Here is a 24,014-nt window from a genome sequence, read left to right as displayed (position 1 = left end):
TGACCCCGCTGCCCCGGCCCGGCCCGGTCGGGCGCGTTCGCCGACCCTGGTCACCGGCCCTCGCGCGGGCCGCGGTCGCGGGACCGACCGTTCGGGTGTGTGCCGCCGACCGTTCGCCGCCTCTACCTGGACCGGACCCGGGCCGGCCGGCAGCGGTACTGCTGCGAGCTGTGCAACAACCGGGCCGCCGCGGCGGCGTACCGGGGCCGGACCCGGCGCTCCTGAGCGGTCAGGGGCGGGCCGTCCGCACGACGGTGTCCCCGCGTTCCGCCGGCGCCGGCGGAACGCGGGGACCCCCCGTCCCGGCTACTGCAGGAACGCCCCGAGGGGCGACAGCAACAGCCGGCCGAGCAGCGCGGCGTTGTCGTCCAGCCGCGTCCGCTCACACTCGCGGGCCTCCGGGTCGTGCCGGCAGCGCCAGATCTTCTGCGCGTTGCGCCAGGCCACGTTCCGGGTGTACTCGACCAACTCGCCCTGGTACCAGTCGTCGATCTCGCCGTTCACCATGTCGATCATGAGCTGCCAGTGGTCCAGGTAGCCGCGTCGCAGCTCGGGGATCCGCTCGGCGAAGATCTTGTTGATCTCCAGGTAGTCGCGGTGCTGGTCGCTGAGGTCGACCGGCTCGGACTCCAGGCTGTCGAAGGTGGTCACCAGCGCGAACGGCAGGTCGAAGTTGATGTGCGCGTTCACCCCGGCGGCGGCCGAGGGCAGCGGCCGGGCGTCCGGGCCACGCATCCGGTGGAACAGGCAGGACCACGCCTTCGGGGTGCTCGGACTCGACTCGGTCCAGAACCGCAACGCGTCGAAGTAGCGGGCGGCGAACTCCACGTCCAGCCGGGCCAGGAAGACCGGGTCGGCGAAGCGGTCGTCGTAGAGGCCGTCCAGGACGGTGCTGGTGATGACCAGATAGAGCTTGTTGAAGTCGGCGAGCGGGCAGCTCGCCTCCAGCGGCGGGATCCGGACCAGCAGGTCCTGCAGCTTGGTGAGGTGGTCGACCACCGCCGGCACGTCCGCCGGGTGATCGGCGAGCAGCCCGGCGATGTCCTGGTGCACGGGACCCCAGACCGGTTCGGTCATCTCTCCTCCATTGTGGTCGAGGTGGGCCGAGCACCACCGGGTGACGCCGGACAGCCTGCCAGCCGGCGTCACCGCGCCGGATCAGTAGAACGACGTATTCGGCGCGTCCCGTCGTACGTCTAGTCCGCCCGGTTGCGCAGGAAGATCGCGCTGGCCTGCACCCGGGTGCGGACCTGGAGCTTGTCGAAGATGTGCGAGACGTGCACGCCGATGGTCCGCTCGCTGATGAACAGCCGCTGGCCGATCTCCTTGTTGGTCAGTCCCTCCGCGACCGCGGCGAGCACCTCCCGCTCCCGGGCGGTCAGCACGGCCAGCTCGTCGACGGCCGGCTCGGCCACCGCCACCACGGCCCGCGTCGGCGTCCGGACCGGCACCGGGTCGCCCGGCCGGTCCGGCAGCGCCACCCGGGCCCGGCCGGCCAGGATACGGATCTCGCTGCTCAACGGCACCGCGCCCAGCGCCTGCGCCATCTCGTGCGCCCGGCGCAGCAGCTTGCCCGCGGTGGCCACCCGGCTGCGCCGGGCCAGCAGCGCCTCGGCCTGCCGCAACCGCGAGTACGCCGCCGGGTACGGGTGCTGACGCCGGTCCCACTCCGCCACCGAGCGGGCCCACAGCTCCGGGTCGCCCCGGCCGTCGAGGCGGCTCACCTCGGCCTCGCACAGCGCGAGGAAACCGTCCACGATGTAGCGCACCGGGCGGGCGGCGTGCGTGCTCTTGCGGCGTACCCGGTCGACCACGTCGCGCAGCCGGCGGACCGCCGTCTCGTCCACCGCAACGGTGCGGCTGGCGTGCGCCTCCGCCTCGGCCCGCAGCCCGTGCCAGGCCAGGGTGGCCAGGACGATCACGTCGTCGGAGCGGCTCTCGGTCAGGCCCCGCTGGACGGCCTGCCGGGCCACGTCGTGCCGGCCCTCCCACATGGCCAGCCCGGCCCGCAGGATCAGCATCGGCAGCACGTGCCGGGCGCCCCCGCCGGCCAGCACCGTGGCGACCGCCTCCAGGTCCCGGTCGGAGGCCTCGACGTCGCCGTACCCGACGGAGAGCCGGCAGCGGGCCAGCAGCAGCTCCACCGCGTCCGCGCCGGAGGGCCGGTGCCGCAGCGCCGCCGCGACCACCTTCTCCGCCTCGGCCCACTGCCCCACCCGGAACAGCCCGTTGGTGGCGATCGCCAGCAGCCGGGTCTCCCAGGTGCGCCCCAACCCCAGCTCGGCGACCCGCTCCGCGCCCCGGCGGGCCACCACCACCCCCTCCTCCAGGATGTTCAGCGGCCCGGTCAGCAACTCGGCCAGGTGCAGGTAGGCGCAGGCCACGTCCTCCGGCCGGCCGGACCGCTCAGCGGTGTCCAGAGCCTGCCGCATCACCGCGAGACCCGCCTCGGGGTCCTCCAGGTAGGCCTCGCTGAACCCGAGCGCGGCGCTGGCCAGCACCACCTCCGACGCGGAACCCTCCACCGCCGCGGCCAACTCCAGCGCCTCGCGCGCCTGCGCGCCGGCCTCGGCGTACCGGCCGAGGTGCAGCAGCAGCTCGGCGAGATGGGCGGCGGCGGTGGCGCGCTCCCGGGACGCGCAGTCGGCGGCCGCCAGCGACGCCGGTACTCCGCCTCGGCGAGGGCGGACCGGCCGGCGGCGGCGAGGAACGGGCCCGCCGGATGTGCAGGGCACAGGCCGGTGGCCGGCCGGGTCCCCGGCCAGCTCCTCCAGCAGGGCCAACGCGCGGGCGTGCTCGCCGCAGTGGTGGGCCGCCTCGGCGGCGTGCTCCAGCAGCTGCGTACGGCCGTGGGGTCAAGCCGGTCGGTGTCGGTCGGGCCGCCCGGTGCCTGACCGCGGCCAGCTGCAACGCCGCCGACCAGTGCCGGTGCGCCTCGGCGTACCCGTGCAGTCGCTCGGCCTCGCGGGCGGCGGCCATCGCGGCCGGCAGCGCCCAGGCCGCTCGCCCGCCAGCCGCCGGTGGTGCGCCAGCGCGTCCGGTGCAGCTCGGTCGGCGCCGTGGTCAGCGCCTCGGCGTACCGCGGTGCGCGCCGCCCGCTCGGCCGGCAACAGCTCGTGCGGCAGCACCTCGGCGACCACCCGGTGCCGCAGCCGGTAACCGTCGTCGGCGCCGACCAGCAGCCGGTGCGCCACCGCCGCCCGGACCGCCTCGATCAGCTCCTCCTCCGGCAGCCGGACCACCTGCCCCAGCAGCCAGTGCCCGACCGGCTCGACGCCGACCGCGACCGCGTGCACCACGGCGTGCGCGTGCTCCGGCAGCGCGTCCACCCGGGCCAGGAAGATCTCGCGCAGCGTGTCGGAGAGCCCGTCACGCCCGTCGCGCAGGTCCCGGGCCAGCTCCTCGACCACGAACGGGTTGCCGCCGCTGCGCTGCCACACCTGGTCGGCCGCCTCCGCCGACAGCGGCGCGCCGACGACCGCGGCGGCCAACCGGTCGGTGTCGGCGCGGTCCAGCGGCGTCAGGTCGAGCACCTGGACCGACCGCAGCCGGCGCAGCTCGGTGAGCACCCGGCGCAGCGGGTGGGCGCCCTGCAGCGACTCGGCGCGGATCGCCGCGAGCACGGACACGTGCAGGTCACCCAGGCCGGCCAGGAGATAGAGCAGCAGTTGCCGGGTGCTCCGGTCGACCCACTGCAGGTCGTCCAGGACCAGCACCAGGGGCCGACCGGCGGCGATCAGGTGCAGCCCCCGGGAGACCCGCTCCAGCAGCGCGCCCGCGCCGTCCGGTCCCGGCGTCTCCTCGGCGAACAGCTGCAACAGGCCGCGCACCGCCGAGGAGGTCCGGGCCTGTGCGGCGGTCAACTCGGCGTCGAAGCGGCGCAGCGCCTGCAGCAGCGGGTGCAGCGGGGACGCGTCGCCGATGTCGAGGCAGGAGCCGGTGAGCACCAGGGCGCCCGCGCCGCGCAACTCGACCGTCACCTCGCGCAGCAGCCGGGTCTTGCCCACCCCGCTCTCGCCGGTGAGGAAGACCGCCGCGGTGTGCCCGGGCCCGAGGTCGTCCAGCAGCGCCGACCGCAGCTTCGTGAGCTGGTCGGCACGGCCGACGAGCGGTGCGCTGTCCACATCGCTGGCCATGGCACGCAGCCTAATCACAGGTTCCCTGGCCGCTCTACGGGCTCAGGGCCCTTGTGGTACTCCTCGCGTCAACTTCGCGACCAAAGGTTGCGGGTGCTCGACATACGTCGTCCTACCGATCCCCCGACGACCCGGTGGTGAAAGTCTCCGGAGGTCGTCAGGCACACACGGGGGGAAGGGGCGAAGCCAATGTCCACTATCGTCACCGGGGCGGGAGCCGCCACCTCGGCCCACTGGCCGGTACCGGAGGAGCGGCGGACCGTCACCGTGCTCTTCGCCGACATCGTCGGCTCCACCGGACTGGTCGAACGGCTCGACCCGGAGGACGTGCGGACCCTGCAGTACGCCTACTTCGGCGCGGTGGCGGGGGTACTGCGCCGGTGGCACGGCGTGGTGGAGAAGTACATCGGTGACGCGGTGGTGGCGCTGTTCGGGGCGGGGGGCTCCGACGGCTTCGACGCGTACCGGGCGGTGCGGGCCGGCCTGGAGATCCAGCAGGCCGTCGACCGGCGGATGCCCGCCGGCACCCGGCTGCGGGTGCGGGTCGGGGTGGCCACCGGCGAGGCGCTGGTGGACGTCGCCGGCATCCGCGACGGGGGGCACGGGGCGGCCAGCGGCGCGGTGCTCACCACCGCGGCCCGCCTGCGGAGCGCCCCACCCGGTGCCGTGGTGGTCTGCCCGACCACCCGGCGGGCCACCGCCGGCCTGGTGGAGCAGCGTCCGCTCGCCACGATGACGCTCACCGGCAAGGCCCAACCGCTGGACGTCTGGCGGGTCACCGGCCCGGCCCGGCCGCGCCCGCCCGGCACCACGGCCCGCTGGTCGGCCGGCGTCGGGGCTCTCCACCGCCGCCGACGAGATCGTCCGGGCCGTCCGCGACCGTCGGCCCCGCTGGGTGTCGCTGGTCGGGCCACCGGCAGCCACCGGAGCCGGCTGCTGCACGAGCTGGCCCGGGCGGTGCCCACGGTGGAGGGCACCGAGGTCCGCTGGTGCGTCACGCACTGCCCGCCGTACCCGCAGGGACGGCTGGCACCGCTGGCGGACATGGTCCGCGGCTTCGCCGGGATCCGCGACACGGACCCGGCCGCGACCGTCCGCCGGCGGCTCGTCGCGCGCTCGACGGCTGGACCCGACGACGCGGGCGGCGGCGGTGCCGGCGCTGGCCGACCTGCTCGCCGCCCCGGACGACGACACCGCCGCGCGCCCCGGCGCCGAGGCGTGGCGGCGTGCTGCTGGAACTGGCCGCCGCCCGGCCGGTGGTGGTGGCGGTGGACGACCTGGACCGGGCGGCACCCGCGAACCGGTTCCTGCACGGTCTCTTCGCGACGGCGGCCGGCGACGGTTGCCGCTCGCGGTCGTCGCCACCCACGGACCGGGCTGGGCGGACCTGCTGCCCACGCCGCCGACCGGTGCCGGCGGGTGTCGCGTCCCCGGCTGCGCGCCGTCGACCCGGGCGGCTGCTGCGACACCTGCTGGACCGGGCCGGCCGCCCGGCCGCGCTGGCCGGGGCGCTGCTGCCGCTGGTCGCCGGGAACCCCGGCGTGGCGGCGGCGTACGTCGCCGCGTGCGACGGGCGGCCCGCCGGACGGTCCCGGAGACGTACGCCGCGTCGTCGACGCCCGGCTGGACCGGCTCGACGAGTGTCGCGGGCGGTGCTGATGGCGGCCGCCAGCCTCGTGGACCGTCACCGCGCCGGCAATCGAACGTTCGCTCGGCTGGGCTCCGGCCGGGCCACCCGGTCCTGCGCGGACTCGTCGCCGAGGGGCTGCTGCGCCCGACCGCCGCCGGTGGCGATCTGCCCGCCGACCCGGCGGTGGCCCGGGTGGCCCGGGACCGGCTACCGCGCGCCGTCCGCGACGGTACGCCCGCCGGCAGCACCCGGGCAGCGCGCGTCGGAGGGTGGGCCTGGTCGTCCACTCCGGGAGGCGGCCGAGGTCGAAGGTGGCGACCGGCGAGTCGGTCACGCCCGAGGGTCTCCGGCCCGTCGACGCCGGCCGGGACGAGGCCCGACCGTTGCCGCCCGCCGCGCGGAACACAGCTTCACCGTTGACGCTCGTCCGCCGGGGTGCCGCACGAGCGCCGACGCTCGCCGCGCGGGCACGGCACCGCCGTTGACCCCCGCCGCGCGGGACACGGCCCTGCCGTTGCCGCTCGTCCGCCGGGGCGGAGCACGAGCAGCGACGCTCGCCGGGCGGGAGACGACCCCACCGTTGACGCTCGCTGCGCGGGACGCGGCACCACCGTCGACGCTCGCCCGCCAGGGCGGGGCACGAGCGGGGACGCTCGTCGGGCTTCCCGGGCCGGCGGTCCGCGGAGGGTCCGGGTGGCCGACCGTTCTACCGTGCGACCACGTCCGAACAGACTCGCTGGCCGATCCGGCCAGCCGCCGCCCACCGTTCCCCGCCACGCATCGCCTCGCCCCGGCCCTCCTCGCCCCGGACGGCCTTGCCTCGGACGGCCTCCCAAGATCGTGCTCGATCCTGGAAGCAGTGGCCTCGTAGGCGCTCGGATGCCACTACTTCCTGCTTTCAGCGCGATCCTGAGCGAAGGCCGGGGCGGGGCGAGCAGCGCGGCGCGGCGCGGCGCCGGGGGGTCAGCTGGCGTCGGTGCGGGAGGCGAGGGTCCGGCTGCGGCCGCGGAACTCGGCGACCACCTCGTCGTCCCGCCAGACCGTGACGTCGTAGATGCCGCTGCGGCCGTAGCGGGTCCGCTCGGTGGCCCGGGCCTCCAGCAGGTCCCCCTCCCGCACCGGGCGGAGGAAGCTGATCTCGCCACCGGCGGCCACCGTCACCGGGCCGTGGCTGTTGCAGGCCAGCGCGAAGGCGGTGTCGGCGAGCAGGAAGACGAAACCGCCGTGGCCGATGGCGTGACCGTTGAGCATCGCCGGGGTGACCCGCATCCGGGCCACCGCGGCGCCGTCGCCGGCCGAGACCAGCTCGATGCCGAGGCCCTTCGAGGCCACGTCCGCGTCGAACATCGCGTACGCCGCGTTGCGGCCGTCCTGCGCCGCCACGTCAGCGGCCCCGCCGCTGGTCGACGATCCGGCGCATCTTGCCCATCGACCGCTCCACCCCGTCCGGCTCGATCACCCGTACCGTGACGCTGACCCCGATGGTGCTCTTGACCTGCTCCACCAGCGTCGCGCCGGCCCGCTCGGCCTGGTCGGCCGGCGCCCCGGCCCGGCGTTCCACCAGGACGGTGAGGGTGTCCATCCGGCCCTGCCGGTCCAGTACGCACTGGAAGTGCGGCGACAGCGCGGGCAGCCGCAGGATCAGCTCCTCGATCTGGGTCGGGAAGACGTTCACCCCTCGGACGATCATCATGTCGTCGGTCCGGCCGGTGATCTTCTCGATCCGGCGCATCGGGCGGGCGGTGCCGGGCAGCAGCCGGGTCAGGTCCCGGGTGCGGTAGCGGACCACCGGCATCGCCTCCCGGGTCAGCGAGGTCAGCACCAGCTCGCCCCGCTCGCCGTCGGGCAGCACCGCGCCGGTCACCGGGTCGATGATCTCCGGATAGAAGTGGTCCTCCCACAGGTGCGGGCCGTCCTTGGTCTCCACGCACTCCACGGCCACGCCGGGGCCCATCAGCTCCGACAGGCCGTAGATGTCCACCGCGTGGATGTCGAGGCGCTCCTCGATCTCCCGGCGCATGTCCTCGGTCCACGGCTCGGCGCCGAGGATGCCGACCTTCAGCGAGGTGGTGCGCGGGTCGACGCCCTGGCGTTCCAGCTCGTCCACGATCGCCAGCAGGTAGCTCGGCGTCACCATGACGACATCCGGCTCGAAGTCGCGGATCAGCAGCGCCTGCCGCTCGGTCATGCCCCCGGAGACCGGGATGACCGTGCAGCCCAGCTCCTCGGCGCCGTAGTGCGCGCCGAGCCCCCCGGTGAAGAGGCCGTAGCCGTACGCGACGTGCACCCGGTCGCCGGGCCGGCCACCGGCCGCCCGGATCGAGCGGGCCATCAGTCGCGCCCAGGTGGCCAGGTCGTCCTTCGTGTAACCGACCACGGTGGGCCGGCCGGTGGTGCCGGACGAGGCGTGCAACCGGGCGACCCGCTCCCGGGGCACGGCCAGCATGCCGAACGGGTAGTTGTCGCGCAGGTCCGCCTTGCCGGTGAACGGGAAGCGGGCCAGGTCCGCCAGCTCCCGGCAGTCGTCGGGGTGCACCCCGGCGGCGGTGAAGGCCTGCCGGTGGTGCGGCACGTTGTCGTACGCGTGCCGCAGCGACCGGCGCAGCCGGTCCAGTTGCAACGCCCGCAGCTCGTCGACACCGGCCCGTTCGACGGGCTCCAGCTCCTCGGGTCGAGGGGTGCGGTCCTGCACGGTTGCCTCCTGCTCGGCGCGCCCGGCGACGCGGCCGCGGCGTCGGGCGATGCTGCGTACCGTACGCCCGCACCGGCGGGCCTGTCAGGTCACGGTGGGCGGCAGAGCCCAGCGTCGATGCTCACGCACCGACACGGCAGAATGGCGGAGAGTTGCTGCCGAGGAGCGGGGGGCTGCGGGGCATGACGGGGACCGGGACGACGCGGACGGTGCGGGGCGACGGGCGGGTGGACCGGGTGGCGGTGCCCCCGGCCAGCCGGCGGGAGGACCTGGTCACCGTGCTGCTGGGGGCGTGCCTGATCGGCGGCGCCCTCTCCGACGGCTGGGCGCACGCCAACATCGTGGAGACCATCGAGGGCTTCTTCACCCCGTGGCACGGTCTGCTCTACGCCGGCTTCACCGGCACGGCGGCGTGGACGTTCTGGCTGGCGTACCAGCGCCGGGACGTGGCGCCGCGCTGGTGGCGGGACGGCTGGCCGGCCGGCTACCGGGTGGGCGCGCTCGGTGTCGTGGTCTTCCTCGCCGGTGGGCTGGCGGACATGGTGTGGCACGAGACGCTCGGTGTGGAGGTGGGCCTGGACGCCGGGTTCAGCCCCAGTCACCTGCTGCTCGACGGTGGTGCGGTGCTGCTGCTGACCAGTCCGCTGCGCTCCTGGTGGGCCGGCGGCGAGGGCGGGCTGCGGTCGGTGACCGGGGTGGCGTCGCTGACGCTGGGCGTGACCGCGCCGACGATCCTGATCAATCACTCGACGGCGTTCCTCACCGCCGCGCCGACCCACCCGATCGGCATCGCCGGCGCGCAGCAGTCGGCGATCCTCGGGGTCGACGCGTACCTGATCACCACGATGGCCCTCGGCGTGCCGTTCCTGCTGGCCCACCGGCGGCGGGGGACGCTCGGCGCGGCCACCGCGATCGTCGCCGGGCCGGCCCTGTTCTGCATGGTGATGTTCGAGTTCCCCCGGCCGCAGCTGGTGGCCGCGGTGGCGGCGGTCCTCGGCGGGTTCGTCGCGGACCTGGTGCTGTCCCGGCTGGACGCGGTCCGCGGCGCCGACGCGCCGCTGCGGCTGCCGCTGGCCGGGGCGGTCTTCGCCGCCGCGGTCGGGGCGGGCTGCTGGGGCTGGCGGTGGCCGACGGGATCCTTCGGACGCCGGAAGTGTGGCGGGCATCATCACGCTCACCGCGCTCGAGGGCGCGCTGCTCGGCGGCCGGCCGCCCGGCCGGTGCCGCGCGCCGGCCGTAGCGGCCGCCTGCCGGCGGCCGGCCGGGAGTTCCGCAGGTGACCGCGGGCAGGGTGGCGACCGGGGTGCGGGCAGCGGGTTATGTCGGGCCCCACCGGCGGTGGGCGGCGTTCGGCCGGGAGAACCGGCGACGGTCCCGGCCCGTGCTGGCCGTCCTGCTGGGAGGTGCCGTGTCACCAGAACCTCGGATCGACCCCGACGTCATCTGCGGGTGCCGGCCGACCGGGGCGAGCTGACCGCCCACCCGGCGGCGGTGCTCGGCGCCATCGCCGCGGGCGGGTGCGGCGCGCTGGCCCGGGCCGGCGCGCAGGCCGCGTTCCCGCACCCGGTGACCGGCTTCGGCTGGGCCACCTTCGGCGTCAACCTCACCGGCTGCCTGCTGATCGGTGTGCTGATGGCGGTGCTCGCCAGCCGGCCGGCCGGCCCGCTGGTCCGACCCTTCCTCGGCGTGGGCGTGCTCGGCGGCTTCACCACCTTCTCCACGTACGTGGTGGACGTGCAGCGGGCGGTCGCCGCCGGGGCCGCCGGCACCGGGCTCGCGTACCTGGCCGCCACCCTGGTCGGGGCGCTGCTGGCGGTCTGGGTGGGCGACGCGGCGACGACCCGGCTGCTGGCCCGCCGACACGCCGCCCGGGTCGCCCGGTGACCGTCCTGCTCGTCGCGCTCGGGGCGGCGCTCGGCGCGCCGCTGCGCTACCTGACCGACCGGGCGGTGCAGGCCCGGCACGACTCGCCCTTGCCGTGGGGCACGCTCACCGTGAACGTGGTCGGCTCGCTGCTGCTCGGCGCGGTCGCCGCGATCCCGGCCGCTCCCGCGGTGACGGCGCTGGTCGGCACCGGCTTCTGCGGCGCGCTCACCACCTGGTCCACGCTCAGCTACGAGACGCTGCGCCTGACCCGGCAGGGTGCCCACCGCCACGCCCTGGCGAACGTGCTGCTCAGCGTGGTGGCCGGGCTGGGCGCGGCCGCCCTCGGCTACGCCGTCACGCACGCCGTGACCGGCTGAGCCGCCGCCCGCGTCGCCCGCACCCGCCGACCCGGCCCCCGGCGGAACACCATGACGGCGGTCACTCCGGCACCGCCGGGGAGAAGGCGTATGGTGACCGTGACGTGGCGATCACCAGAAGGTCGCGCGCCGGTCACATCCCGCGGGTCGTCCGACCCGGTGACCTCGGACGCGGACCCGCAGGACGGGCGGCACGACACCAGGATCGAGGTGGCGGAATGGACTGGCTGCTCGCCCCGCCGGACGCCCTGAACGCCAGCCTGTTACGCGTCGAGCTGACCGCGTTCCTGCGCCGGCACGGGGCCGGGCAGCCGGACGACTTCGACGACGCCGGGCTGATCGTCTCGGAGTTGCTCGGCAACGCGGTCGAGCACGCCGGCGGACCGATCTGGGTGACGCTGGACTGGTCGGCGCCCCGACCCGAACTGATCGTGCACGACCTGGGCGCGGCCCTCGACGTCGAGGAGTTGGCGCTGCCCGACGCCGACAGCCTCCGCGGGCGGGGACTGTGGCTGGTGTCCCGGCTCGCCGCCGACCTGGCGGTGGTCGCGAAGCGGGGCGCCGGGAAGCGGATCCACACCGTGCTGCCGGTGACCCGCCGGGTGGAGCCGTCCTTCGACCCGCCGCTGCGGCAGGTCAACCCGCTGCCCGGCCTCGACGAGGCCGGCCCGGACGGGTTCGGCCGGGAGTCGTTCCTGCGGGCGCTGGTGGTGGAGTTGGCGCGTACCGCCGAGAACGGTCACGGCCCGGCCGCCGCCGAGCGGATGGTCGCCCAGGTGGGGGCCACCGTCGGCGGTCAGATGGAGCAGGAGTACCGGCGGGCCCGGGAGGTGGTCGGACGGCTCACCGCCGAGCAGGTGGCCGAGTGCTACCTGCGGCTGAAGTCGGCCATCGGCGGTGGCTTCCACGTCATCGCCGTCGGCGAGGACCGGATCGTGCTGGGCAACCGGCAGTGCCCGTTCGGTGACACCGTCCGGCGGGCCCCGGCCCTGTGCCGGATGACCTCCAGCGTCTTCGGCGGGATCGCCGCCCGCAGCCACGGCGAGGCGGTCGTCCTGCTCGACGAGCGGATCGCCGTCGGTGACCCGGAGTGCCGGGTCACCGTGCTGCTCGGCGCGGCCGCCCGGGCCAACCCGGGCGGCCACCACTACCGGGACGGCTCCTGAGTCAGCCCGCCGGGGCGCGCAGCGCCACCACCGGTCCGAGCACGAAGACCGCCGGCGGGCTTACCTCCTCCCGCACCGTCAGGGCACCGACCTCGTCGAGTCGACCGGTCAGGGTCCGCTGGCCGGGATGCCCGGCGTCCTGCACCACCAGCACCGGGGACCCGGGGTCGCGGCCGTGCTCGACCAGTACCGCCGCGATCTTGTCGATGGTGTCCACCGCCATCAGCAGCACCACGGTGCCCCGGGCGCGGGCCAGCGCCGGCCAGTCCACCAGCGAGTCGGGGTGCCCGGGCGGCAGGTGACCGGAGACCACCGTGAGGTCGTGGGCGACGCCCCGGTGGGTGACCGGCACGCCGGCCATCCCCGGCGCGGCGACCGCGCTGCTCACCCCGGGCACCAGCACCGTGGGCACCCCGGCCGCCGCGCAGGCCTGCACCTCCTCGTGGCCGCGACCGAAGACGTACGGGTCGCCGCCCTTGAGCCGGACCACCCGCCGGCCGGCGCGGGCGTGCGCGACCAGGGTGTCGTTGATGGTGTCCTGACCCATCGACGGGCCGCGGGGATTCTTCGCCGCGTCCACCACCAGCACCTCGGGGCGCAGCCCGGCGAGCAGGCCGGTCGGGGCCAGCCGGTCGGCCACCACCACGTCCGCGGCGTCGAGCAGCGCCTTCCCGCGTACGGTGATCAGGTCGTCGGGGCCGGGCCCGCCGCCCACGACGGCGACCTGGCCGGGCCGCAGCGCCGGCTCGTGGTGGTGGTCGTGGTGGTGTCCGTGGCCGTGGGCCGGGTCGTCGGGGTGGTGGTGCGGGGTCTGCGGCCGGCCCACCTTGTCGGCGAACCCGGGCAGCGCCACCCGGTACGCGCAGGTGTCGCAGTTCATCCGGATGTCCCCGCGCAGCGCCTCGGCGTGCCGTTGCAGCACCAGGTCGGCGAGCGGGTCGCAGTCGCCGATCAGGTCGGCCACCCGCACGTCCAGCTCCGGGTGCTCCCCCGCGTATGCGGTGGTCTGCGCGACGATCCGGTCCGGCAGCACCCCGGCGAAGAGGAAGTACGGCGCGACGACGATCCGGCGGGCGCCGAGCCGGCGCAGCCGCTCCAGCACGGCCGGCACGGACGGCTCGGCGAGGGAGATGAACCCGGGTTCGACGCCCGCGTAGCCGCGTCCCTCCCACAGCAGCCGGGCCACCTTCGCGACCTCGGCGTTGGCGTCCGGGTCGGTGGAGCCGCGCCCGATCAGCGCGACCCAGGTGCCGGCCCGGTCGTCGCCGTCGAGGACCGTGTCGATCCGTTCGGCGAGGACGTCGTGCAGCAGCGGGTGCGGCCCGAGCGGCCGGCCGTAGGCGTAGCGCAAGCCCGGGTGACGCTGCTTCTCCCGGGCGAGGGCGGCCGGGATGTCGCCCTTGCCGTGGCCGGCCGCGGCGAGCACCAGCGGCAGCGCGACCAGGTTCCGGCTGCCCCGCGCGACCAGCGCGCCGACCGCGTCGGTCAGCGGCGGGCGGGACAGCTCGATGAAGCCGCCCTCGACGTCGTCGACGACGCCCCGGCGGCGGATCCGGTCGACCAGGGCGGCGAACTGGGCCACGCCGGGCGCGCTGCGGGTGCCGTGCCCGACGATGAGCAGCGGGGTGCGGTCCGGGTTCATGGCGTCTCCTTGAGATAAAGCAGGGCGTTGAGGGCGGCGGCGGCCACCGCGGAGCCGCCCTTCTCGCCCACGTTGGACACCGCGGGCAGGCCGGCGGCCCGCAGCGCGGCCTTGGACTCGGCGGCCCCGACGAAGCCGACCGGCAGCCCGACGACCAGCGCGGGCGCGACGTCGAGGGCGATCAGTTCGACCAGCGCGGTCGGCGCACAGCCGACCACCCAGAGCGCGCCGGGGCCGACCCGCTCGTACGCGATCCGCACCGCCGCCGCCGAGCGGGTCAGTCCGGCCGCCTGGGCCAGCTCGGCGGCGGCCGGCTCGGCGACCGGGCAGACGACCTCCCGGCCGGTGATGCCGGCGGCGACCATCCAGACGTCGGTGACGACTGGGGCGCCGGCGCGCAGCGCGGCCAGCCCACCGGCCAGGGCGCTCTCGTCGCAGACCAGCTCGGTGACGTAGTCGAGGTCGGCGCTGGCGTGCACCACCCGCTCGGTGACCGCCCGGCTCAGCGGCGGCAGGTGGGACAGGTCGACCCGGGAGCGCAGGATCCGGTAGGACTCGGCCTCGATCGGATGCACCACCCGGCTCATGAGTCCACCCGCCCGTGGCGGCGGTCGAGGCCGGCCAGCCGCCAGGTCAGCGCCGCGCCGCCCCAGGCCAGCACGAAGAGCGCCACCACGGCGTAGCCGAGCTGCTCGAAGTGGTCGGCGATCGAGGCGTACCCGGCGAGGGCGGTGACGCCGAACCGGTCGGTGAGCAGCCCGGCCAGGTAGACGCTGGCGACCAGGCCGCCGACCAGCACGGTCATCCCGGTGGTCGCCAGGTTGTACCAGAGTCGCCGGGCCGGCTGCCGGTACGCCCACGAGTAGGCGCGGCTCATCAGCAGGCTGTCGGCGGTGTCCATGGCGGACATCCCGGCGGCGAAGAGCAGCGGCAGGGTGAGCAGGGCCAGCACGGGCAGCCCGCCGGCCGCCGCGGTGCTGGCCGACAGGGCCAGCAGGGTCACCTCGCTGGCGGTCTCCAGGCCCAGGCCGAAGAGAAACCCGACCGGGGCCATGTGCCAGGAGGAGCGGACCAGCGTGCGGGCGCGGGCGCCCAGCACCCGGTGCAGCAGGCCCCGGTTGAGCAGCAGCAGGTCCAGCTCCGACTCGTCGAGCGCGCCGGCCCGTAGCCGTCGCCACAGCCGGGCCAGCCCGGTCAGCACCACCGCGTTGAGCACCGCGACCAGCGCCAGGAAGAGCGTCGCGGTGACCACGGCGACGGTGGCGCCGACCTCGCGGACCCGGTCCAGGCCGGCCCCGCTGAAGTGGGCCGAGGCGAGGCCGATCACCAGGGCGAGCAGCAGCACCACCGCGCTGTGCCCGAGGGCGAAGAAGAACCCGACGCCGACCGGTCGCCGGCCGCGCAGCAGCATCAGCCGGGTGGTGTCGTCGATCGCGGCGATGTGGTCGGCGTCGAAGGCGTGCCGCACCCCCAGCAGGTACGCGAGGGTGCCGGCCCCGGCGAGGCCGCCGGCCGCCACCGGCTGGTGGTTCCAGTACAGGTAGAGGCTCACGCCGGCGACGTGCAGGGCGGCGACGGCGCAGACGATGCCGCCGAGGCGTACCCGCTCGGCGCGGCTCCACCGGCCGGTGGGTGGGCCGGCGGCGGTGGGGGTGGTGGCGGTCATCGCTCTCCTCGGGTTTCTCCGGTGGCGCGGATGGCGTCCACGGGGCAGATCTCCAGGCATTCCAGGCAGCCGGTGCAGCGGTCGGTCACCCGCAGGCCGTCGGGGGTGGGGCGGATCGCGTGCACCGGGCAGGTGAGCAGGCAGGCGCCGCAGCCCTGGCAGGCGTCGATGGTCACCGCCGCCACGTGTAGCCCCGGGGCGTCACCATCCGGCCGGCGACCACCCGGGTCTGCGAGCTGCCGACCACGACCACGCTGTACATGTCGACCAGCGCCGGGTCGAGGGTGGCGAGGGTGGCCAGGTGCACCCGCTCGCCGGGGCGGCTGGCGTGGCGGACCACACCGACCGGGGTGTCCGGTGGGCGGTGCGCGGCGAAGGTGGTCAGCGCGGCGCCGAGCTGCCAGTCCCGGGCGCGGCTGCGCGGGTTGTAGAGCAGCGCCACGAAGTCGCCCTCGGCGGCGGCGGCCACCCGCCGGGCGATCACCTCCCACGGGGTGTGCAGGTCGGACAGGCTCAGGTAGGCGTGGTCGTGGCCGAGCGGCGCGCCGAGCAGCGCGGACGCGGCGAGGGCGGCGGTCACCCCGGGCACGCCGACCACGTCGATCCGGTCGTCGGCGTCCTCCAGGGCGGGGCTGGCCATCGCGTACACCCCGGCGTCGCCGGAGCCGACCAGCGCCACGGCGTGCCCGGCGGTGGCCTCGGCGACGGCGGCGCGGGCCCGTTCCTCCTCGGCGCCCAGCCCGCTGGCGAGGATCCGGGTGCCGGGGCGCAGCAGGTCGCGCACCTGGTCGACGTACTGGTCGAGGCCGACGACCACGGCGGCCCGGCGCAGCTCGGCGACGGCGCGTGGGGTGCGCAGGTCGGCCGCGCCGGGCCGAGGCCGACGATCGCCAGCCGGCCGCGCGGGGCGTGCCGGGCCACCGCGACGCATGCCATCGCCGACGCGGTCTTCGGCACCAGCAGGGCGCCGCCGCCGCGCAGCGCGGCGGCCTCGGCGACGCTGGGCGTGCCGACCGCCGCGCGGACCACCTCGCTGGGGTGCGGCACGTCGACCGCCGCCAGCTCCGCGGCGGTCGACGTCTCCATCGGGGTACGCCGAGCGCGTCGGCGGTGGCCACGATGCCCGCCTCGTCGGCCTTGAGGTCGACGCTGGCCAGGCAGCGGAGGCTGGCCGGGCTCAGGCCGGCGTCGGCGAGCGCCCGGTGCAGCAGGCCGGTCACCTCGGCGGCGGTCGCGCCGCGGCTGGAGCCGATGCCGGCGACCAGGGACGGCGGTCGCAGCACCACGGTCCGGTCGTCCACCGGCACGACCCGGTCGGTGACCAGGATCCGGTGCCCGTCGCCGTCCGGCACTGGGTGACCGGCCGGCCCGGTTCCGGTCGACGCCGGTGGACCGGTCGGGGTGGGCGCGAGCCGGACGTTCGGCGGCAGCGCGGGCAGCGGCCAGGTGGCGTCGGCGATCAGCTCGACCGGCTCGCCGTCGAGGATCGCCCTGGTCACGGCGGCCACCGCGCCCTCGACCGGCCAGCCGAGGGTGTCCAGCCCGGGCAGCCCGGCGGCGTCGGTCGCGGTGCTGACCACGGGGCGGGCGTCGAGCGCGCGCCGACCTCGGCGGCGAGGTCGTTGGCCCCGGCGTGGCCGCCGAGCAGCGCGATCGCGTGCCGGGCCGCCTCGTCGACCACGACCACGGCCGGGTCGGTGCGCTTGTCGCCGAGCAGCGGCCCGAGGACACGGACCACCGCCCCGGTGGCCGGAAGGCGACCACTGCGTCGCAGTCGGCCCAGGCGGCGCGGAGCGCGTCGGCGACGGTCGCCCCGTCGACGGGGCGCGCGTGCGGCCAGGCGGCGGCGAGGATCCGCGCGCCGCCGGCCGGCGGCGGTCGCGGCGACGAGTCCCATGCGGCGGGGAGCGGGACGGGGGTCGGGGTCGGGGTGGTCACGGGCGCTCTCCGGTGAGGACGACGACGGGGTTGGTGGCGGCGAGCCGGAGCGACCCGCCGGGCAGGTCGGCCAGGCGCGCGGCGGCGAGCTGGCTGCCCTCGACCGCGTATCCGGCCGACCGGAGCAGCTGCACGGCGGGCGCGACCTGGTCCAGCGCGGCGAGGGTCGCCACCCGGCTGCGGGCGGCAGCCACCACGGCGTCGAGCACGTCGGTGCCGCCGCCGCCGACGAAGACGGCGTCCGGGTCACGCCCGGCCAGGGCCGCCGGTGCGCTGCCGGTCACCACCCGGACGTCGACGCCGTGGCGGGCGGCGTTGGCCCGGACCGGTGCGGCCGGGTCCCGCTCGACGGCGACCACCGCCGCGCCGAGGAGCGCGCACTCGATGCCGACCGAGCCGCTGCCGGCCCCGACGTCCCAGACGAGGCGGCCGAGGCGGGGCCGGCCGGGCGACCACGAGGGCGCGTACCTCGGCCTTGGTGATCATGGAGTCGCGGTGCGTGTACGCGGACTCGGGCAGCGCCCAGCCGCCGGGCGGGGCGGCGGCGGGCTGGTTGTCCATCCGCATCGGGCCGGCCCCGGGCCGGTCGCACCCCGGTCGGGGCCGGCCGGGTCGGCGAAACACGGTCGGCGCGAGGCTGAGCAGCACGTGCGGGTCGGCCCACGGGCGGCCGGACGCCTCCTCGGCGGTCGTCCAGGTGACCCGTTCCGCGTCGGTGCCGAGGTGTTCGGCCACCAGCAGGCGGCGGGCCCAGCCGACCGGCCCGCCCCGAGCTCGGCGGACGTCGGCGCCCGGCGCGGTGAGGACCGCGACGGCGGGCAGCGCCGCAGGCGTTGAGCGCCGCTCGCGGGTCCCGGCCGTGCGCGGTGACCACGGCGACGCCGTCCCAGGGCAGGCCGGCGCGGGCGAACGCGGCGGCCACACTGGACACCGCGCACCCGGCGGCAGGCCGGCCGCCCGCAGCCGCCGGACGATGCCGAAGAGTCCGGGGTCGCCGCTGGCCAGCACGACGGCCGGGACACCGGCGGCGACGGCGGTCGGCCGGTCCAGCGGGGGCGAGCGGACCGAGGGCGACGGTGGCGCAGCCGGCCGGCACCGGGCGCGGCGGCGAGGTGCCGGGCCGCGCCCACCACCAGGCCGGCGTCGGCGAGCACGAACCGGGTCGCCGGCCGCCCGGCCGCGTCGACGCCGACCACGGTGACGAGCGCCCGGGACGGCCCCGGTACGGCCTGCACAGGACCGGGAGCGGTCACGCGGCCCACCGGCCGGAGGAGGCGACGACCCGGGAGCCGGCGAAGTCCACCATGGCCACGTCGACCGTGACCGCCTGCCCGGCGAAGCGGAGCAGCACCTGGCGGACCCGGTGGCAGAGCAGGTCCCCGGCGGGGCCGAGCAGGCCGGCGGCCTCCCACAGCTCGTACGCGTGCCGCCCGGTGTTGGCGGCGGTGACCGCCGTGACCAGGTCGGGGTCGCCGCCGGCCTCGGCGGTCACCGCGCCGAGCAGCGACAGGTCCACCGCCGAGCGGGTGTAGTGGGTCATCAGGATGCCGGCGGCCAGCTTCGCCAGCTTGCCGGCCATGCCGACGAAGACCACCCCGGTCATCCCGTCGCCGACGGCGGCGGTGACGGCCGCGCCGGTGAAGTCGCCGACCTCGACGAAGCAGACCTCGGGCAGCTCCGGCAGGAGCACCCGGGCGGCCCGCTCGGTACGCCCCCCGGTGCACAGCACCACGGTCCGCTCCCCCTGGGCGGCCATCACGTGCACCGCCTGCACCACGCTGGCCCGCCAGGAGGCGGTGGAGAAGGGGCGGACGATCCCGGTGGTGCCGAGGATGGAGATGCCACCGAGGATGCCGAGCCGCCGGTTGGTGGTCTTCCGCGCCATCCGCTCGCCGTCCGGCACGCTGATCACCACCCGGACGCCCACCTCGGTCAGGTCGACCACCTCGGCCACCGCCTGCCCGATCATGCGGCGCGGGGTCTCGTTGATGGCCGGCCCGCCGACGGCCAGGCCCAGCCCGGGTTTCGTCACCGTGCCGACGCCGTCGCCACCGTCCAGCGTCAACCCGGTCCCCGGGCGCCAGCCGACCGTGGCAGTCAGGTGCGCGCCGTGGGTGACGTCCGGGTCGTCCCCGGCGTCCTTGACCACGACCGCCTCGGCGTGCGCGTCGGGCAGCGGGGTGAACTCGCACCGGGCCACCGGGAAGCACACCCGCCGGCCGTCGGGCAGGCCGATCTCCACCTCGCGCTGCGGCACCCCGGTGACCAGGGCGGTGACGGCCGCCTTGGTCGCCGCGGTGGCGCAGGCGCCGGTGGTCCAGCCGGTCCGCAGCGCGGTGGGCCGGACCTTCGCCGTACGCGGCAGGTCCGGCTCGCGCAGCGGCGGTTCGGCGTACGTCATCGGGGTGGCCCGTCCCCGCCGGTGGCGGCCGGGGCGGCGGCGTCGGTGGGCGGGGTGGCCGGTCGGCGCGGGCCCGGCGCAGCTCGGCGCGGGCCCGGCGCAGCTCGGCGCGGGCGGCCGGCTCGGCCCGGCGGTGCGTGTGGAAGTGCCCGGGGTGATAGAGGTGCGAGCGGGTGCCGCTGGCCGCGAGCGCCGGGCCGACCAGGAAGAGGGTGTGCTTCCAGAGCCGGTGCTCCTTGACGGTGGCGGCCAGCTCGCCGAGGACGCAGCGGACCACCAGCTCGTCGGGCCAGGTCGCCTGGTACGCCACCACGACCGGGGTGTCGGCCGGATAGCCGCCGGCGAGCAGCTCGGCCTGCGCCTGCCCGGAGCGGGCGGCGGAGAGGAAGAGCGCCATGGTGGTGCCGTGCCGGGCGAAGTCGCGGACCCGCTCCCCCGGCGGCATCGGCGTCTTCCCGCCTTCCAGCCGGGTGAGGATCACCGACTGGGCCACCTCGGGGATGGTCAGTTCCCGGCCGACGAGGGCGGCGACGGCGGTGAACGAGGACACCCCGGGCACGATCTCCACCGCCAGGTCGAGGGCCCGGCACAGGTCGAGCTGTTCCTGCACCGCACCCCAGAGGGCCGGGTCGCCGGAGTGGATCCGGGCCACGGTCAGCCCCTGCGCGGCGGCCCGCCGGTAGAGCGGCAGCACCCCCTCGACGGGCAGCTGGGAGGAGTCGACGAGCTCGGCGTCCGGGCGGGCGTGGGCGAGCACGTCGGCGTGGACCAGGCTGGCCGCCCAGATCACCACGTCGGCCTCGGCGATCACCCGCGCGGCGCGCAGGGTGAGCAGGTCGGCGGCGCCGGGTCCGGCCCCGACGAACCAGACCTTCCCGGTGCTGGTCACAGTTTTCCTCCCCGGCGGTCCCGGTGGGCCGGGACCAGCAGCGTCGACAGGTACGGCAGGTCGTCGGCGGCGGCGTCGACCGGCCCGATCCACTCGTCGGGCAGGCCGAGCGAGCGGCCGAGCACGGCATCGCCGAGCCGGCCGCCCCGGCGCAGCTCGTCGACGAGCGCCGGGTGGCGGCGCCAGCCCTTGTAGATCACGACCGTGCCCGGTCCGGCGAGGGCGTCGGCGACCGGCGCGAGCCTGGCCGTCGCCGGCAGCAGGGTCAGCGGCTCGCGTCCCTCGCAGAGCGGCACGCCGCTGCGGGCGGCCAGCTCCTGCATGGCGGTCACCCCGGGGACGGTGCGCACCTCGACCGCCGGGCGCCGGGCGCGCACGCCGTGTGCCAGGTAGCCGCAGGTGGAGTAGACGTTGGGGTCGCCGATGCCGGCCACCGTGATAGGCGTCGCGGCGCCCGCGTCGAGCGCGGCGACCACCGCGTCGGCGGCGGCGTCCCAGGCCCGTCGGCGCGGGCGGTCACCCCGCCCCGGTCGTCGAGGGCGAACGGCAGCCGGCGCAGCCGGTCCGCGGCCACGTGCGCGGCCACGGTGGTCTCGGCACGGCCGGGCGGCGCGTCGCCCTCGGCGGCCGCTCCATCACCGGGCGAAGACCACGTCGCCTCGCCCAGCACGCGGACCGCCTTGAGGGTGAGCAGTTCCGTCGCCGGGCCGACCCCGACCCCGGTCAGGGTGGCCGGGCGGGTGACGGGCCGGCCCGGGTCCGATGCGGTCACCGGCTCGCCGCCTCGACCAGCCGGCGGGCCGCGAGGGGGTGACCCGCCCAGTGGGTGTGCAGGTAGGAGGCGTGCACGTCGCCGGTGACGAAGCCGTGCGCGCCGCCGTCCCAGCGCCAGGCCGGCCGCTCGCCGTGGCCGGGGTCGGTGACGGTGCGGTGGAACTCGTGGCCGCGTACCGGGTCGCCGGCGCGGTGGGCCGGGGAGTCGGTGGCGGCGACGGCGTCCCGGTAGCCGAGGGTGAGCCGGCCGGTCATCCGGGCGGTGTGGTCGAGCCGGCCGCACATCGGCACCCCGTCCAGGGACCGGCCGAGATAGAGCAGGCCGGCGCACTCGGCGACGATCGGACCGGCGAACCCGGCCAGGTCGGCGCGGAGCCCGGCGTTGGCGGCGAGCGCCTCGGCGTGCACCTCGGGGAAGCCGCCCCCGACGACCACGGCCCGGGTGCCGCCCGGCAGCGCCGGGTCCCGCAGCGGGTCGACCACGACCACGTCTGCGCCGGCCGCGGTGAGCAGTTCGGTGGTCTCCGCGTACGAGAAGGTGAAGGCCGGACCACCGGCGACCGCGACGACCGGGCGGCTCGTGCCGGCGGGGCCGCCGACCGCCTCGGCGTCCCAGGGCGCGACGGTCCGGCGGCGCGGTCCGGGCCTGCTCCAGCACCGCGTCGAGGTCCGTGGGCTCGACCAGGTCGCCGAGGGCGGGCGACGGCGAGCGACCGGCGGCCCGCTCGGCGACCGGCACCACCCGAGGTGCCGGCCGGCGCGGTGACCTCGGCGGCCCGGGTGACCGCCCCCAGCACCGGTACGCCCACCTCGGCGAGCGCGTCGCGCAGCAGGGTCTCGTGCCGGGGCGAGCCGACCCGGTTGAGCACCACCCCGCCGATCCGCACGCCCGGGTCGAAGGCCCGCATGCCGAGCGTGAGGGCGGCGGCCGAGCGGCCCTGGGCGGTGGTGTCGAGCACCAGCAGCACGGGTGCGTCGATGAGCCGGGCGACGTGCGCGGTGGAGGCGTACCCGCGTCGGCCGACCGCACCGTCGTGCAGCCCCATCACCCCCTCGACCACCGCGACGTCGGCGGGGGTGGGCACGCTCGCGCCGTGCCGCAGCAGCGGCGCGATCCGCTCCTCGCCGACCAGCCAGGGGTCGAGGTTGCGGCCGGGCCGGCCGGCGGCGAGCGCGTGGTAGCCGGGGTCGATGTAGTCGGGGCCGACCTTGTGCGGGCTGACGGTGAGGCCCCGCCGGCGCAGCGCGGCGAGCAGCCCGGTGGCGACGGTGGTCTTGCCGTGCCCGCTGGCCGGCGCCGCCACCACCACCCGGGGCAGCGCCCACGCGTCGGCCGCCGGCGGGCCGCTCACCACTCGATCCCCTTCTGGCCCTTCTGGCCGGCGTCCATCGGGTGCTTCACCTTGGTCAGTTCGGCGACCAGGTCGGCGGCGGCGACCAGGCGCGGGTCGGCGTCGCGGCCGGTGATGACGACGTGCTGGAAGCCGGGGCGGCCGGCCAGGGTGTCGACCACCTCGTCGACGTCCACCCAGCCCCACTTCATCGGGTAGGTGAACTCGTCGAGGACGTACAGGCCGTGGCGTTCGGCGGCGAGGTCGCGCTGGATCTGCCGCCAACCCTCGAGGGCGTCGGCGGCGTGGTCGGCCTCGCCGCCGCGCTGGATCCAGGACCAGCCCTCGCCCATCTTGTGCCAGGCCACCGGCGCGCCCTGGCCGGTGCGCTCGTGCACCTCGCCGAGGGCGCGGAAGGCGTTCTCCTCGCCCACCCGCCACTTGGCGCTCTTGACGAACTGGAACACCCCGATCGACAGGCCGGCCGTCCAGGCCCGCAGCGCCAACCCGAACGCGGCGGTCGACTTCCCCTTCATCTGTCCGGTGTGGACGATGGTCAGCGGCCGGTTCCGTCGCTGCCGGGTGGTCAACCCGTCGACGGGCACGTGGCTGGGCTTCCCCTGCGGCATCAGACGGCACTCCTGTTCGAGGCGGCTACCGGGATCGGAGCGGACAGCGGCCCTGCGGGGGGACGTGCCCGGCCGGGGTCTCCGGCGGTGGTGAGGGCGGCGAGCGGGTGGAGCGGGGCGGACAACTGGGTGGCGAGGCTGCGGGCGAGGTGCAGGCGTACCGGACCGGACTCGCAGTCGACGACCACGCAGGGCGCCCCGGTGGCAGCGAGCACGGCGGCGGCACGGGCGGCCCGGTCGAGGGGGCGCGGGCCGGCGGTGGCCCGGCCGTCGGTGACGACCAGCACCAGCGGACGGCGTCTCGGGTCGCGCAGCCGCTCCACCCGCAGCAGCTCGGCCGCCGCGAGCGCCCCTCGGCGAGCGGGGTGCGCCCGCCGGTGGGCAGCTCGGCGAGCCGGGTGGCGGCGGCGAGGACCGAGGAGGTGGCCGGCAGCAGGGTCTGCGCGCCGGCACCCCGGAAGGCCACCACCGCGACCTTGTCCCGGCGCTGGTAGGCGTCGGTGAGCAGAGCGAGCACGGCACCCTTCACCGCCGACCGGGACCGCGCGCCCATCGACCCGCTGGCGTCGACCGCGAAGAGCACTGGGTTCCCTCCCGTCCCTCCCGGACCGCCTCGCGCAGGTCGTGCGGGCGCAGCCGCAGCGGCCCGGCGGTCCGCCCGCGGGCCGCCTGGTGCGGGGCGGCGGCACGCAGGGTGGCCGGCAGGTGCAGCGCGCCGGGCCGGCCGGCCGGCACCCGCGCCCCGGTGGTCCGGCCCCGTCCGGTACGCGCCCGGGACCGCCGTCCCGGCACGCCGTCCCCGACCCCGGGCGCGGTGAGCAGCCGCGCGGTCAAGCCCGTTTCGGGTACGGCCACCGCCCGCCCCCGGTCGTCCCCG

Annotated in this window: 13 protein-coding genes and 9 pseudogenes; 6 read left to right on the top strand and 16 right to left on the bottom strand. The window is 76.7% G+C overall.

Annotated elements, in window-relative coordinates; all coding sequences use genetic code 11:
* Positions 1 to 99: 99 nt before the first annotated feature.
* On the top strand, positions 100 to 225 hold the full coding sequence (locus MRQ36_RS25945; protein ID WP_242799351.1) for a CGNR zinc finger domain-containing protein: 126 nt from the start codon (positions 100 to 102) through the stop codon (positions 223 to 225).
* Positions 226 to 306: 81 nt separating this feature from the next.
* Here the strand turns inward: MRQ36_RS25945 and MRQ36_RS25940 are convergent, their stop codons facing one another.
* Together MRQ36_RS25940 and MRQ36_RS34705 are read right to left on the bottom strand one after the other, a co-directional pair.
* Positions 307 to 1,077 carry a DUF5995 family protein gene (locus MRQ36_RS25940; protein ID WP_242799350.1) on the bottom strand — a complete coding sequence of 257 codons (771 nt, stop codon included), beginning with the start codon at positions 1,075 to 1,077 and terminating at the stop codon, positions 307 to 309.
* A 119-nt stretch (positions 1,078 to 1,196) separates the two neighbouring features.
* Positions 1,197 to 4,136 (bottom strand): annotated as a pseudogene (locus tag MRQ36_RS34705) (helix-turn-helix transcriptional regulator).
* 189 nt (positions 4,137 to 4,325) lie between these two features.
* Here MRQ36_RS34705 and MRQ36_RS25925 point away from each other — a divergent pair.
* Complete coding sequence (locus MRQ36_RS25925; protein ID WP_242799347.1) at positions 4,326 to 5,795, top strand: adenylate/guanylate cyclase domain-containing protein; 1,470 nt, start codon at positions 4,326 to 4,328, stop codon at positions 5,793 to 5,795.
* Between the two features lie 934 nt (positions 5,796 to 6,729).
* Here the strand turns inward: MRQ36_RS25925 and paaI are convergent.
* Both paaI and paaK read right to left on the bottom strand, forming a co-directional pair.
* Positions 6,730 to 7,113: a hydroxyphenylacetyl-CoA thioesterase PaaI gene (gene paaI, locus MRQ36_RS25920; protein WP_242801389.1), complete on the bottom strand. Its 384-nt coding sequence runs from the start codon at positions 7,111 to 7,113 to the stop codon at positions 6,730 to 6,732.
* Between the two features lie 37 nt (positions 7,114 to 7,150).
* The gene (gene paaK, locus MRQ36_RS25915) at positions 7,151 to 8,458 is read right to left on the bottom strand and encodes a phenylacetate--CoA ligase PaaK (RefSeq protein WP_242799346.1); all 1,308 of its coding nucleotides are present in this window, start codon (positions 8,456 to 8,458) and stop codon (positions 7,151 to 7,153) included.
* A 182-nt stretch (positions 8,459 to 8,640) separates the two neighbouring features.
* Between paaK and MRQ36_RS25910 the strand changes: the two genes are divergently transcribed.
* The 4 genes and pseudogenes from MRQ36_RS25910 (at position 8,641) to MRQ36_RS25895 (ending at position 11,867) form a co-directional block, all read left to right on the top strand.
* Positions 8,641 to 9,738: a hypothetical protein gene (locus tag MRQ36_RS25910; RefSeq protein WP_242799345.1), complete on the top strand. Its 1,098-nt coding sequence runs from the start codon at positions 8,641 to 8,643 to the stop codon at positions 9,736 to 9,738.
* Positions 9,739 to 9,854: 116 nt separating this feature from the next.
* A pseudogene (locus MRQ36_RS25905) lies at positions 9,855 to 10,367 on the top strand (CrcB family protein); the annotation flags it as partial.
* Positions 10,339 to 10,701 (top strand): fluoride efflux transporter CrcB, encoded by a 363-nt coding sequence (crcB, locus tag MRQ36_RS25900; protein WP_242801387.1) that lies wholly within the window; start codon positions 10,339 to 10,341, stop codon positions 10,699 to 10,701. The pseudogene MRQ36_RS25905 and the gene crcB, both read left to right, overlap by 29 nt.
* Positions 10,702 to 10,919: 218 nt before the next feature.
* Complete coding sequence (locus MRQ36_RS25895) at positions 10,920 to 11,867, top strand: methanogen output domain 1-containing protein (RefSeq protein ID WP_242801385.1); 948 nt, start codon at positions 10,920 to 10,922, stop codon at positions 11,865 to 11,867.
* A gap of 1 nt (position 11,868) precedes the next feature.
* Here the strand turns inward: MRQ36_RS25895 and cobA are convergent, their stop codons facing one another.
* The 12 genes and pseudogenes from cobA to MRQ36_RS34695 all read right to left on the bottom strand — a co-directional run.
* Positions 11,869 to 13,509 (bottom strand): uroporphyrinogen-III C-methyltransferase, encoded by a 1,641-nt coding sequence (gene cobA, locus MRQ36_RS25890; protein WP_242799344.1) that lies wholly within the window; start codon positions 13,507 to 13,509, stop codon positions 11,869 to 11,871.
* Positions 13,506 to 14,096 carry a precorrin-8X methylmutase gene (locus tag MRQ36_RS25885; RefSeq protein ID WP_242799343.1) on the bottom strand — a complete coding sequence of 197 codons (591 nt, stop codon included), beginning with the start codon at positions 14,094 to 14,096 and terminating at the stop codon, positions 13,506 to 13,508. The genes cobA and MRQ36_RS25885 overlap by 4 nt, the downstream gene beginning before the upstream one ends.
* Positions 14,093 to 15,175 carry a HoxN/HupN/NixA family nickel/cobalt transporter gene (locus MRQ36_RS25880; RefSeq protein ID WP_242799342.1) on the bottom strand — a complete coding sequence of 361 codons (1,083 nt, stop codon included), beginning with the start codon at positions 15,173 to 15,175 and terminating at the stop codon, positions 14,093 to 14,095. The genes MRQ36_RS25885 and MRQ36_RS25880 overlap by 4 nt, the downstream gene beginning before the upstream one ends.
* Before the next feature lie 17 nt (positions 15,176 to 15,192).
* A pseudogene (locus tag MRQ36_RS25875) lies at positions 15,193 to 15,360 on the bottom strand (4Fe-4S binding protein); the annotation flags it as partial.
* Positions 15,348 to 17,072: pseudogene (cobJ, locus tag MRQ36_RS25870) on the bottom strand (precorrin-3B C(17)-methyltransferase). The pseudogenes cobJ and MRQ36_RS25875, both read right to left, overlap by 13 nt.
* Positions 17,073 to 17,109: 37 nt before the next feature.
* Positions 17,110 to 18,375, bottom strand: a pseudogene (gene cbiE, locus MRQ36_RS25865) (precorrin-6y C5,15-methyltransferase (decarboxylating) subunit CbiE).
* Positions 18,363 to 19,514, bottom strand: a complete 1,152-nt coding sequence (locus tag MRQ36_RS25860) for a cobalt-precorrin-5B (C(1))-methyltransferase (protein ID WP_242799341.1) — start codon at positions 19,512 to 19,514, stop codon at positions 18,363 to 18,365. The pseudogene cbiE and the gene MRQ36_RS25860 overlap by 13 nt, the downstream one beginning before the upstream one ends.
* Before the next feature lie 55 nt (positions 19,515 to 19,569).
* Positions 19,570 to 20,403: pseudogene (cobM, locus tag MRQ36_RS25855) on the bottom strand (precorrin-4 C(11)-methyltransferase); the annotation flags it as partial.
* Positions 20,400 to 21,175 (bottom strand): annotated as a pseudogene (locus tag MRQ36_RS25850) (precorrin-2 C(20)-methyltransferase). The pseudogenes cobM and MRQ36_RS25850, both read right to left, overlap by 4 nt.
* Positions 21,172 to 22,529: pseudogene (locus tag MRQ36_RS34700) on the bottom strand (cobyrinate a,c-diamide synthase). The pseudogenes MRQ36_RS25850 and MRQ36_RS34700 overlap by 4 nt, the downstream one beginning before the upstream one ends.
* On the bottom strand, positions 22,526 to 23,137 hold the full coding sequence (gene cobO / locus MRQ36_RS25840; RefSeq protein WP_242799340.1) for a cob(I)yrinic acid a,c-diamide adenosyltransferase: 612 nt from the start codon (positions 23,135 to 23,137) through the stop codon (positions 22,526 to 22,528). The pseudogene MRQ36_RS34700 and the gene cobO overlap by 4 nt, the downstream one beginning before the upstream one ends.
* A pseudogene (locus tag MRQ36_RS34695) lies at positions 23,137 to 23,998 on the bottom strand (VWA domain-containing protein); the annotation flags it as partial. The pseudogene MRQ36_RS34695 and the gene cobO, both read right to left, overlap by 1 nt.
* Positions 23,999 to 24,014 lie beyond the last annotated feature (16 nt).

This window comes from Micromonospora sp. R77, from assembly GCF_022747945.1.
In the GTDB taxonomy this organism is placed as follows: Bacteria; Actinomycetota; Actinomycetes; order Mycobacteriales; family Micromonosporaceae; genus Micromonospora.
Note: the sequence above shows the minus strand (reverse complement) of the source record. Positions and strands in the feature narration are given on the sequence as shown.